Consider the following 10,981-nt stretch of genomic DNA (forward strand, 5'->3'; position numbering starts at 1 on the left):
GTACCGAACAGGAAACCTTTGAAAAATACACCACCTTCCTGACCGATTCGAAAGGCCGTCTGATTGAAGTTCCTTTGCGTCGCGGCAAAGCCAATTCCGCATTCATCGACCAAATCAGCTTTTCCGTTCACGAAGACACCTTTGCAAAACCTCATAAACCACCAATTAAAAACTAAACAGCTGCCATTAGCTTCGCAAGTCCGCTGCACTTCCCCCGCACAGGCGGAAATCTATCTTAACATTTCAGAAACTTATTTTATTCAATAGGTTGCCATGCTCAAAAATGGATTCCTGCCTGCGCGGGGGAAGTGCAGCGGACTTGCGAAGCTAATGACGTCGGTTCTTTGTGCAGCGGCTTTTCAGGGAGTTTTGCCAAGGTCTCTGCCTGTTATTTCTTCTTATCCTGCTTCAAATCCACCAAACGCGTACCGGCCAAAAAATCATATAAAAACTGGCGGTCGGGATTCATCAGTGCAAAGCCCCAAGGCAGAATCAGCCAAAACAAGGCCGCACCGAATGCGGGCATAGGCGGAATATTCAGAAAATGACGCAATCCGGCATAAGCCAGCATGGGAATAAACACCACAAACACACAAGCCCAGATAAATCGTTGGCGCAGTTGGTGCGGCGGCGGTTGCACGTTTTGCTGATTGGCCAAGCCGATTTTCCAGGTTTGCATCGCCAGCGTTTGGCCTTTTTGCAGCCAGTTCATGCGGAAATAATACCACCAAAAACCAATCACCAGTACGCAGGTGACAAAGCTGGATAAATAGGTGGAAATCGGATTGAGGAAAATCGCCAGTATGCCCGACAAAATCGCGGCTATGGCGGTCACGGCACCGACCAGCAGCATTTCATACATCAGGGCGGCAAGACGGCGTTTGAGGGAAACGGTAGGAAATCGGGGCATGGACATAGATTGAATACGAAGGTTGAGACCTTTGCAAAACTCCCTAAAAAGCCGCTGCACAAAGAACCGATATCATTAGCTTCGCAAGTCCGCTGCACTTCCCCCGCGCAGGCGGGAATCCATTTTTGAGCATGGCAAACTATTGAATAAAATAAGTTTCTGAAATGTTAAGACAACCTCCCGCCCGCGCGGGGGAAGTGCAGCGGACTTGCGAAGCTAATGGCGGCTGTTTGGTTTTTATTGGTGGTTCATGAGGTTTTGCAAAGGTCTCAGGCCGTCTGTAAGGCAAAAGCGAAATCAGGAATATTGCAGCTGGCTTTGACCTGTTCAGACGGCCTTTCGGTTAAAAAATCAACGGTGCGGACGTTTTTGGCCTTTGGCTTGTTGCGCCGCCATTTGGTTCATTTCCTGACGGGTCGGGCGTTTTTTAAACATGGCATGCGCTTCGTCAACCGAGCATTTTTGCGACAAACAAATCAAAGTAATCGCATCTTTTTGCGCTTGTCCGCCACGGTGATACATGCGGCGCAAGTTGGCTTCGTTGATGCGGCCTTTTTCAGGGTCGATGTCGAATTTTTTCAGTCGCTCGATGAATTGGCGTTGCTGACGGCGCGAAGTCCACACGAAACCACCGGCAGCGGCAGCCATAATGATAATGGCAATCAAAATGGCAATCGGCCATGAATCGACGATTAACACCAACAGCAGGCTCAAAACGGCGGTGGCCAGAATCATCAGGCCGGCTAAGCGGATTTTTGCTTTTGTATCCATGGATTGTGTTTCCTTAAAACAGTTTGAGGCCGTCTGAAAAAATTCCGTTGAGCTTTTCAGACGGCCTTGGAATGATTTACGCTATTTTACAGTATTTTTCGGCTTGAGGGCAAAGATTGGCGGCTTTTTCATTGAAATGGGTTAATAGGTTTCATATCGCCAAGCCCATTACCAATTGCTTAAACTCCGTCCACGCATCGCCTTCTTCCGCACCTTTAATCATGCGGTCGATTTTGGCACAGGTTTGCAGCGCTTGCAGCAGCCGGCCGATAGGAATTCGGTTGGCGGCCATCGGCGCCAGCGTTTGTTTTTCTCCCCACAGGCGCAGGCTGTTGCGCAGCGATTGGATATTCTGTCCTTGCTTCAACGCGGCGGTCAAACGAATCAGCGTGCGGATGTCTTCGGCTACTGCCCACAGCAGCAACCCCGGTTCTTCACCCTCTGCTTCCAAAGTATCCAATAAACGCACCACACGCTGCGCATCGCCTTTCATCCACGCGCCCGCCAGTTGGAACACATCGAAACGCGCCACATTGGCCACCGCCGATTCGGCATCAGCCATATTCAGCCAATACCCTTTCGGGTGCAGCAAAGCCAGTTTGTCGATTTCCTGCTTGGCCGCCAGTAAGTTGCCTTCGACACGCTCAGCGAACACCGCCAGCGCATCGTCCTCAATTTCCAAACCCCATTTTTTCAGACGGCCTCGAATCCATGCCGGCAAGGCCGCAGCCCCCACCGCTTTAGCCTCAAGCATAATGCCGTTTGCCGCCAACGCATCAAACCATTTGGCTTGTGTTTGCACTTTTTCCAGCTTGGGCAGCATGATGACGGTGACGGTGTCTTCGGGTAACTGTTGGGCAAAATGCTGCAGTGCTTCGCCGCCGTTTTTACCCGGTTTACCGTTGGGAATGTGCAATTCAAGTAATTTTAAATCGGCAAACAAACCCATACTGCCGGCCGATTGCAGCCATTCGTTCCAATCAAAATTGTTTTCGGCGGTATGCACTTCGCGGTTGAGATAGCCTTGCTGCCGGGCAGCTGCACGCAGGTTATCAAGTGCTTCAATACGCAGCAAATCTTCTTCGCCGTGAACCACATACAGCGGTTTGAGCGGCATATCGGCACTAAGCTGCTCGATATTCATTGCCGCCATTTACTGCGCCGCTTTCAAAAAGGTCAGACGGCGCACGATTTGGTCGGCGGCATCGGTGCGCATTTCCGACCAGATGGTTTGTTCTTCTTCGGCTTTACCCAACACTTCGCTGTCGGCATAATCCATGGTGCGGTGTACCACCACGCTCATTGGTTCGCCCACCGGCTCACCGTTGCGGGTCACTTGGGCGTCCACACGCAACATCAACAGGTATTCGTTGATGTCGGCCGCGCGGGTGATGGTGTAAATATCGCGGCGGGTTTCCATATGGGTCACATTTACCGCCATTTGCGCCTGATCCATACTGACCGGACGGCCGTCTGAACGGCGCAAGGAATTTTCCAAAGCCTGTTGCAATGCGCCTCCATTGACATACCAATTTTGATACGGCAACGGCTGAGATGTACCGGCCGTGCCTTTCAAATGGAAACCGCAGGAAGCCAACAGCAGCAAGGCGGCGGTCAGAATGATTTTTTTCATGTTGGGCTTTCGTTTTCAAGACGAGAATAGCTGGATTATAGCGGATTATCAGGCCGTCTGAAATCTTTGGATTTCAGACGGCCTGATGAGATAAAAGCGGCTTGGATTAAGCCGATTAAATCAATGCCGTCTGAAAAAATTTCCGCCTTTCAGACGGCATTATCATGATTTTCAATTTAAGCAAACCGCGCTATGCATCCTTCTCCAACCAAATCAGGCTGACCATACGGCCGGTTTGTCCGTCGCGGCGGTAAGAGAAAAAGCTGTCGCGCTCCAACACGGTGCAATGTTCGCCACCGTAAATCATATTCACCCCTTCTCGCTGCAACACCATTCGCGCCAAGGCGTATATGTCGGCCAAATATTTACCACCGCCGATGGATTCAAACGCCCTTTCGGTGGCGGGCATTTGTTCGGTAAATGCATCAAACACATCCTGCCCCACTTCAAAGGCTTCCGGCCCAATCGCGGGTCCCAAGTAGGCCATGATTTCCAAAGGTACTACCTGCATGGCGCGTACAGTATTTTGCAACACGCCTCCCGCCAAGCCGCGCCAACCGGCATGCGCTGCCGCCACAACCGTACCGGCTTTGTCGCAAAACAAAACCGGCAGACAATCGGCTGTCATGCTGGCGCAAGCGGCTTGACCGGTGGTGTCGACGCTGGCATCGGCATCAGTAAGCCTCGCCATCGCATCAGTCGCGTTCACCACGACATTGCTGTGAATTTGGTTGAGATAGGCAACGGGGGGAAGACCAATTTGATTTTGCACGATTTCGCGGTTGCGCATCACACACTCAGGATGATCGCCGACATGCGCGCCGACATTCAGGCTGTGAAACGGTGCTTCGCTCACACCGCCGTTGCGCGTGGTGATTAAGGTTTTTACATTGTCAGGCGCAGGCCAGTCGGCGGTTAAGAATATTTTGTTTTGCGCTCCAATACCTAATGTTTCGCTTAAAGTTTTCATGCTTTTCCTTTTTTCAGACGGCCTATTTCATCAACAGGCCGTCTGAAACATTATTCTCTTACATAAACGACTTCGACATCGTAATCGTCTTCGTTCCAATCATCGTCATCATCGCTGTCCAGCTTGTCTTGCCATTCTTCTTCATGGCTCAACGACGAATCCAAGCCCGCCTCCAAACGCAGCACCGAAAGCAGATGATAAATATCATCGGGTAACGGCGCTTCAAACGACACGGTTTCATTGGTTTTCGGATGGATAAAACTCAAACGGTAAGCATGCAACGCTTGGCGCATCCCCAAAGCCTTCACCGCTTCTTTCACCCCTTCGCTGCATGGGTGGCGCGGGTTGCCGTAAACAGGATCAGCCGCCAGCGGATGATTGGCTTCGCGCATGTGCACACGGATTTGGTGGGTGCGGCCGGTTTCCAAAGCGCATTCGATGTAGCTGTGTGACAAATAACGTTCCAGCACTTTCACATGGGTTACAGCCGGTTTGCCGCCATATTTCACCACTGCCATTTTCAAGCGGTTGTGTGGATCACGACCGATTAAGGTATCGATTTTACCGTCAAACGGCACCACGCCATTGGCTACAGCGCGGTAAATGCGTTTCACTGTGCGTGCCTGAAGCTGCTGCACCAAAGAATTTTGCGCGGGTAAGTTTTTGGCTACGACCATCAAGCCGCTGGTTTCTTTGTCGAGGCGGTGCACAATCCCTGCACGCGGCACTTGGCTTAATTCTGGGCAATGTGCGAGCAAGCCGTTTAAAAGCGTACCTGTCCAATTCCCTGCTGCGGGATGCACCACCAGTCCGGCAGGTTTGTTGATGACTATCACGGTATCGTCTTCATAAACAATATCCAAATTCATCGCCTCAGGAGTAAACGCTAGATTTTCTTCGCTCGGACGCACGGTAACTGTGATAAACTCTCCGCCAATCATTTTCGCTTTCGGCTGGGCAGGTTTATCGTTTACCATAACATCACCGTCTTTAATCCAATTGGTTAGACGGCTGCGCGAATAATCGGGCATGAGTTTGGCCAGTGCCGCATCCAAACGCAATCCGGCCATCTCGACAGGCGCGGTCAATTTAACACAACTTTCTGCTTCAGGGACTGCCGCAAAGTCTAAATCATCGCTATAATCAGCTTCATTATCAAAGGAAGTATTCTGCATGAAAAAAATTCTTTTATTAGTTTCTTTAAGTTTGGCGCTCGCCGCATGTGCCAATAAAGGCACCATCGATAAAGACGCTCAAATTACTCAGGATTGGAGTGTGGAACAGCTTTATGCTGAAGCACAAGATGAATTGAACAGCAATAATTATACGCGAGCCATCAAGTTATATGAACTTTTGGAATCACGCTTCCCCAATGGCCGCTACGCGCAGCAATCACAATTGGATACTGCTTATGCGTACTATAAAGACGACGAGCCGGAAAAAGCCTTGGCTGCCATCGACCGCTTCCAGCGCCATCACCCGCAACATCCGAACATGGATTATGCCTTATATTTAAAAGGCTTGGTATTGTTTAATGAAGATCAGTCTTTCTTAAACAAATTGGCATCGCAAGACTGGTCAGACCGTGACCCTAAAGCCAACCGCGATGCTTATCACGCTTTTGCACAATTGGTGGAACGCTACCCGAACAGTAAATATGCACCAGATGCCACCGCACGCATGACCAAATTGGTTGACGCATTGGGCGGCAATGAAATCGCCGTTGCCCGTTATTACATGAAACGCGGCGCATACGTTGCAGCCATTAACCGTGCACAAAAAATTGTTCAACAGTATCAAAATACGCGTTATGTTGAAGAATCTTTAGCCATGATGGAACTGGCCTACAAAAAACTGGAAAAACCGCAACTGGCTCAGGATACACGTCGTATTTTGCAGCAAAATTTTCCGGAAAGCCCATTCTTAACCCATGAATGGCGCAATGGCGACATGCCTTGGTGGCGTTATTGGAAATAATACATTGATACAAAAAATCAGCCTGAAATATTTCAGGCTGATTTTTTTGATATTTGTTTAAAAAATTTTTAGTTGGCTGTCCTAGATAGTGTAGTCACAATTTTTCAACCATATCGCAATAATCCGGATTTCTATTACCGCAGCAAATAAAGCCAACCTCTTCGAATAACGCGTGGCAATGCCCTGTCAGCGTTTTGAAATTTCCAAAGCGGTTCTCCACCAAATAGCGGCAACGGCACAGATAGCAGTCAAAAGACAGTCGCTCCTTGCACTTGACCTTAGGCTCAATAACGGCATCCATTCCAAGTGAGGCCGCCAAATACCTGACCGCATCGGTGTCATCAGCTTTATCGGCCAACAGATTGTCGGCCGTACCGGGCAATCAATACTTAGGCAAACAGACAATCCGAGACCTTTGCGAAATACCGGCCATCCCATCCAAACGGTTACCTGAACAATCAGGTAACCGTTTTTTCATTTTCAGACGTGTTTCCCGTCCGTATTTCCCCCAATCAGCCCCTTTATCGGGGTGCCCGTTGCCCTTTTCAGGCAGCAGCAGGCACACGAAGCCTGCCGGCTGCCTTTGGCAGGTTCAGGCACACCGCTTTCAAATGGCTTTGCGCCGGCACTTTCCGCAAACCGAAATAACGCGCTCTTTTACAGCCGGATTTCCGGTGTGGCGTACCGAAGGTTTGCCCGGCCGCACAGCGCCCTTCCGACAGCTGCGTATTGCGCTGTTTCTCCTGCTCCGTTAAAGGTTTGCCCCGCTGTGCCTTACGCATCATGCCGCCGGACAGCCGTTTGCTTTGCAGATGCTCCCGGTTGGCTTTACTGTCATACCCCTTATCGGCATAGACGGTTGTTCCGGGTGCGGTGCCTTCCGGCAGCGGTTCGAAATGGTTGCACTCACGGGCGTCGGCCGGGGTGGTGTGCTGTTTCCCGATACAGTGAAGCCACGCGAGAAAAAGCGCGCTGGATTTTGAGAAAATAGAAAATATATTTTATTACACTCAATGAAAATCTGTTACAAAAAAGCAAGAGCAGTTTGGAATTGCCCTTGCTTTTTTTATCTACCAATTGCAGATGACCAGCTCCCCGCTGGTCTTTTGCGTTTTGTCGCGGGCAACCGAGTAAGCCAGTTCCAGTCGATGAATACGGAAGTCTTTGAACAGCTCCCGAATATCCGGGTGGTCGTTGATGGAAAGCATGACCTTACCTTTGCACTCGCTTGACCAGCAGTTCGTACTGCGCCCAATCAAAGGCTCTGTCGTAACCTGCCGTCTGCCAATACGGTGGGTCGGCATAAAAGAAGGTGTGCTCGCGGTCATAGCGTTTAAAGCATTTTTCCCACGGCTCGTTCTCGACAAACACGCCATTGAGCCGCTGCTGCGCGGATTTTAGGCGGTCGGCAATATCGGCGGCGGTAAAGCCGCGGCCGGTGGTGGCCGTGCCGAAGTGGTGGTCAACCGTTTTACCGCCGAAAGCGGTGTGTTGCAGGTAGAAGAAGCGTGCGGCACGTTGGATGTCGGTCATCACATCGGGCGGCGTGGATTGCAGACGGGCGAACACTTCGCGGCTGGTCAGCGCCCATTCGAACTGGCGCACGAACTCGTCGAAGTGGTGTTGCACCACGCGGTAAAGGTTGATGAGTTGGCCGTTGATGTCGTTGAGCACTTCGCATTTTGCCGGTTGCGGCCGCAGGAAAAACAGGGCCGCGCCGCCGGCGAAAAGCTCCACATAGCATTGGTGTTCGGGAAACATGGGCAGCAGGTGTTTGGCCAAGCGGCGTTTGCCGCCCATCCACGGTACGGGCGGTTGCGGTTTGGGTGTCATTTTGACTCCTTATATATAGAGTAAAAGGCACTTGCGGTGCTCGGTATCGGTTAATCAGAATGTACTGATGAGTTTTTCAGCAATCCATTGTGCGACTTTCGGACAGATGGCGTTTCCGGCAGCCCGAGCCTGAGTAGCGTCGGCCGCATCCAGTCCGCGCCGAAGCCCATAATCTTCAGATGCTCGCTGCCGCTCAACCATCTGATGCCGGCTGTCGGCGACAGCAACGATATTTCCGCCCGAGATGTCGATACTTGTCCCGTCGGCGAAACCTGCAAGCAGCGTAGGATGAGCGTCCGCCCACGGGCTGCCCGCTTCCGTCTGGCCAGATACGCGCTCCATTGGTCCGGCATCACCCAGCAGCCCAACCGGGGGCAGCTCTCGAAAACCTGCGACCACGAATATTCGGCGGCGTTTAGTGGGGACTCCGAAATAACGGCTGTCCAGCACCCGCCAAAATCCCACATACCCGCATTCGGCAAGCGTTTCAAGTACCGTTTGGAAGTCGCGGCCATCGTTTGAAAAGAGCAGTCCGGGGACATTTTCAAGCACCAGCCAGCGCGGTTGAAGGGTCTGCACGATGTGCATTGCGTCGAAGAACAGCCCCGTGCGTTTTCCGGCAAGGCCGCGTCGTTTACCCATTGCCGAAACGTCTTGGCAGGGGAAACCGCCGACGATAACGTCTGTTCGGGAGAGTGCGGGCAGGCAGGTACGCACGTCTTCGTGCTGTTCAGCATGGGGGAAGCGGTCGGCGAGAACGGCGCGGCAGACCGGGTCGATTTCAACCTGCCACGCGGTGCGGAATCCTGCGGCTTCGAAGCCGAGGTCGAATCCTCCGATGCCTGCGAACAGGCTGCCAACGGTGGGTTCAGGCCGTCTGAAAAAGGTTTGAGCATCCATTGTTTCCTTTCGGATTCGGATGCTCGGCGGCATTCTGGGTTGTTAAAGAACCAAACCGGTTGACTGTCTTGCAGCGTGGGCATTTGATTTCAAAGTCGCCTGTGCCGACGGCCAGCAGTTTGCAACAGTTGCTGCATTCGCAGCGGTTTTTGTAACGGTGTTTCATTTTTCGGGCATTCCTTATGCATTAGTGATAAAATACCGCTGCCTCGCGAGGTGGCGGCTTTGGCTAATGCAGACTATCCCTGCCAGGCCGGCGTATCGGTGTTGCTGCACCGGTGCGCCGCCGTCTTAATCTTTCTAAAGGCTGTCTGAAAACCGTTTTCAGACGGCCTTTTGTCTAAACGATGCCTGCCGATTTAATCATATCGACAATGTTCCTGACGGCTTTCCACGCCACCGCCGGAGCCATGTGTTTTCCGCCGTCTTTACTGACGGATTTCGGCATCACGCCTTTGGCAACGGCCGCCGTATCATCGGGCGTTTTGGAAATGCCCGTTTCGGCAAACGCTTCGTCAGATAATACAAACCGCTCCAAATCATAGACAAACCGCCCGTATTTCTTGCGTATCCACTCGTTCAGTTTGCGTATCTCCTCACGCTTGCCGTCGTCGTAATCGTAATTGCTCCACAACGTGCAGATGACAAACCGCTCACGCTTAAAGCACTTCGTGATTTTTTCGATGATGGGGATAGTCTCTGCTGCCGTTTTGCCGTGATTGATGTCGTTTTTTCCTACGGCGATGATTTGTATGCAGTTTTCAAATCCGCTCCATGATTCGATGCGTCCTTCATACGGCTGGTCGGCAAACACCGGAGTGGTTTCACGGACATTGTCGGTACTCGTCCAAATTGGATTAGACGGCACACCGACTATCGTCCCCTTGCGTCCGTTGGACAAAAAGTAAGCCTTGCCGTTGACTACATCTACCTGCGACGCACCGGGCAATGCCACCTGTACGCTGACTTTACCGCCGTGTTCCGGAATTTCGCCGCCCGGGAACGTGATTTCGGGCGTTAATCCGCCGTTAATCATCAGTGTATACTCTGCCACCTGCCCGCTCATACCGGTAGTGAAGGCTTCGTAGCCGTTTTGAGGCGCATAGATATTTAAGCCTTGCGCACTTGCCAAGCCCGATTGCAGCGTGTTGCCCTGATACAGGTCAACGGCGGTTGAAGAGCCCGTCGTTACGATCATGGTGCGCGGAACTGCTGCCGACGCATTGATATTGCGGTAGCTGGCCGATTCCCACGGAAGCCAGCGGTTGTTTTGATACACCCTGAATCCCGTCCGACCATAAAACGGGCAGACCCACTCCCACACCACAATATTACGGCTGTCGGTGCTGTTGACCGTCAGTATGCCGGCGGCGTAACCGGGTGCCCCCATTTCTTTTAAGACTGCAGGACTGTAAATCAGGTAATTGCCCGGTACAAGCAGGTCTTGCAGGGGATTACGGCCGTTGTAAACCTTAAATCCGGCAGTACCTGCGGCGGTAGGGCTTGCAGGGCTGGTCGCCGTTCCTGCCGCTCCGGGTTCGCCTTTGTCGCCTTTGAGCGATGCCAGCCATTCGGTTTCCGTGCCTTGAAAGCCGTTTTCAAGTGCGATTTGGTAGGCACTTTTGCCGTCCGCACCCTTATCGCCTTGTCCGCCCGGTTCGCCATTGCGGCCGTGCAGCGATTGCAGCCATTCTTCAAGGCTGCCGCCAAAGCCCTGCTGCTTGGCCAGCTCATAGGCAGACAGGCCGTCCGAACCTTTGAGCGACAGCAGCCATGCTTCAATGCTGCCGGAAAAGCCGCCGGCCAAGGCCAATTCGTAGGCACTTTTGCCGTTGCCCGACGGGGTATCGGCGCAATGCTTTTTTAAATCTCTGATTTTCACACTGGCCGCTTGGCCGGGTCTGACAATCGGGTTCATCAGTAAATCCTCATCACTTTTCCACCGATGACGGTGGTCGGCCCTTCGTCGCCGCAGACAATTTCAATG

The 10,981-nt window shown here is 52.0% G+C and carries 11 protein-coding genes and 3 pseudogenes; 2 read left to right on the forward strand and 12 right to left on the reverse strand.

The genetic code is table 11. The annotated features are described in order from the left end of the window. Positions 1-143: pseudogene (locus tag ACFPVS_RS13020) on the forward strand (replication initiation factor domain-containing protein); the annotation flags it as partial. Positions 144-388: 245 nt separating this feature from the next. On the opposite strand, the gene ACFPVS_RS13025 reads toward ACFPVS_RS13020, so the two are convergent. From ACFPVS_RS13025 to rluD, 6 genes are all read right to left on the reverse strand, one after another. Then, the gene (locus tag ACFPVS_RS13025) at positions 389-910 is read right to left on the reverse strand and encodes an RDD family protein (RefSeq protein WP_123804388.1); all 522 of its coding nucleotides are present in this window, start codon (positions 908-910) and stop codon (positions 389-391) included. A 351-nt stretch (positions 911-1,261) separates the two neighbouring features. Then, on the reverse strand, positions 1,262-1,681 hold the full coding sequence (locus tag ACFPVS_RS13030; RefSeq protein ID WP_096295539.1) for a hypothetical protein: 420 nt from the start codon (positions 1,679-1,681) through the stop codon (positions 1,262-1,264). A 151-nt stretch (positions 1,682-1,832) separates the two neighbouring features. Further along, positions 1,833-2,834, reverse strand: a complete 1,002-nt coding sequence (holA, locus tag ACFPVS_RS13035; RefSeq protein WP_378595840.1) for a DNA polymerase III subunit delta — start codon at positions 2,832-2,834, stop codon at positions 1,833-1,835. After that, positions 2,835-3,314 carry an LPS-assembly lipoprotein LptE gene (locus ACFPVS_RS13040; RefSeq protein ID WP_123804390.1) on the reverse strand — a complete coding sequence of 160 codons (480 nt, stop codon included), beginning with the start codon at positions 3,312-3,314 and terminating at the stop codon, positions 2,835-2,837. 190 nt (positions 3,315-3,504) lie between these two features. Beyond that, on the reverse strand, positions 3,505-4,284 hold the full coding sequence (gene pgeF / locus ACFPVS_RS13045; protein WP_123804391.1) for a peptidoglycan editing factor PgeF: 780 nt from the start codon (positions 4,282-4,284) through the stop codon (positions 3,505-3,507). A 50-nt stretch (positions 4,285-4,334) separates the two neighbouring features. Further along, the gene (gene rluD / locus ACFPVS_RS13050) at positions 4,335-5,459 is read right to left on the reverse strand and encodes a 23S rRNA pseudouridine(1911/1915/1917) synthase RluD (protein ID WP_096295540.1); all 1,125 of its coding nucleotides are present in this window, start codon (positions 5,457-5,459) and stop codon (positions 4,335-4,337) included. Here rluD and ACFPVS_RS13055 point away from each other — a divergent pair. Continuing rightward, entirely contained in the window at positions 5,458-6,261 is an 804-nt protein-coding gene (locus tag ACFPVS_RS13055) for an outer membrane protein assembly factor BamD (protein WP_096295541.1), read from the forward strand. The two genes, rluD and ACFPVS_RS13055, sit on opposite strands and share 2 nt — an antisense overlap. A gap of 94 nt (positions 6,262-6,355) precedes the next feature. Here the strand turns inward: ACFPVS_RS13055 and ACFPVS_RS13060 are convergent, their stop codons facing one another. From ACFPVS_RS13060 to ACFPVS_RS13085, 6 genes and pseudogenes are all read right to left on the reverse strand, one after another. Then, positions 6,356-6,619 (reverse strand): hypothetical protein, encoded by a 264-nt coding sequence (locus ACFPVS_RS13060; RefSeq protein WP_096295542.1) that lies wholly within the window; start codon positions 6,617-6,619, stop codon positions 6,356-6,358. 187 nt (positions 6,620-6,806) lie between these two features. Beyond that, positions 6,807-7,205 (reverse strand): annotated as a pseudogene (locus ACFPVS_RS13065) (transposase); the annotation flags it as partial. Between the two features lie 126 nt (positions 7,206-7,331). Beyond that, positions 7,332-8,094, reverse strand: a pseudogene (locus tag ACFPVS_RS13070) (DNA adenine methylase). 54 nt (positions 8,095-8,148) lie between these two features. Further along, the gene (locus ACFPVS_RS13075) at positions 8,149-8,994 is read right to left on the reverse strand and encodes a DNA cytosine methyltransferase (RefSeq protein ID WP_089036639.1); all 846 of its coding nucleotides are present in this window, start codon (positions 8,992-8,994) and stop codon (positions 8,149-8,151) included. After that, positions 8,963-9,160, reverse strand: coding sequence for a Com family DNA-binding transcriptional regulator (locus ACFPVS_RS13080; RefSeq protein ID WP_089036638.1), 198 nt, complete (start codon positions 9,158-9,160; stop codon positions 8,963-8,965). Before ACFPVS_RS13080 ends, ACFPVS_RS13075 begins: the two co-directional genes overlap by 32 nt. 174 nt (positions 9,161-9,334) lie before the next feature. Then, positions 9,335-10,912 (reverse strand): collagen-like triple helix repeat-containing protein, encoded by a 1,578-nt coding sequence (locus ACFPVS_RS13085; RefSeq protein WP_378595841.1) that lies wholly within the window; start codon positions 10,910-10,912, stop codon positions 9,335-9,337. Between the last annotated feature and the right edge of the window lie 69 nt (positions 10,913-10,981).

The organism is Neisseria weixii, assembly GCF_042658245.1.
Taxonomy (GTDB): Bacteria; Pseudomonadota; Gammaproteobacteria; order Burkholderiales; family Neisseriaceae; genus Neisseria; species Neisseria weixii.

Excerpts from the sequence above, each read along its gene's own strand:
- ACFPVS_RS13055 (WP_096295541.1), top strand. The coding sequence starts at position 5,458 with ATGAAAAAAATTCTTTTATTAGTTTCTTTAAGTTTGGCGCTCGCCGCA.
- rluD (WP_096295540.1), bottom strand. The coding sequence starts at position 5,459 with ATGCAGAATACTTCCTTTGATAATGAAGCTGATTATAGCGATGATTTA.
- ACFPVS_RS13085 (WP_378595841.1), bottom strand. The coding sequence starts at position 10,912 with ATGAACCCGATTGTCAGACCCGGCCAAGCGGCCAGTGTGAAAATCAGA.
- ACFPVS_RS13080 (WP_089036638.1), bottom strand. The coding sequence starts at position 9,160 with ATGAAACACCGTTACAAAAACCGCTGCGAATGCAGCAACTGTTGCAAA.
- ACFPVS_RS13025 (WP_123804388.1), bottom strand. The coding sequence starts at position 910 with ATGCCCCGATTTCCTACCGTTTCCCTCAAACGCCGTCTTGCCGCCCTG.
- ACFPVS_RS13075 (WP_089036639.1), bottom strand. The coding sequence starts at position 8,994 with ATGGATGCTCAAACCTTTTTCAGACGGCCTGAACCCACCGTTGGCAGC.
- ACFPVS_RS13040 (WP_123804390.1), bottom strand. The coding sequence starts at position 3,314 with ATGAAAAAAATCATTCTGACCGCCGCCTTGCTGCTGTTGGCTTCCTGC.
- holA (WP_378595840.1), bottom strand. The coding sequence starts at position 2,834 with ATGGCGGCAATGAATATCGAGCAGCTTAGTGCCGATATGCCGCTCAAA.
- ACFPVS_RS13030 (WP_096295539.1), bottom strand. The coding sequence starts at position 1,681 with ATGGATACAAAAGCAAAAATCCGCTTAGCCGGCCTGATGATTCTGGCC.
- pgeF (WP_123804391.1), bottom strand. The coding sequence starts at position 4,284 with ATGAAAACTTTAAGCGAAACATTAGGTATTGGAGCGCAAAACAAAATA.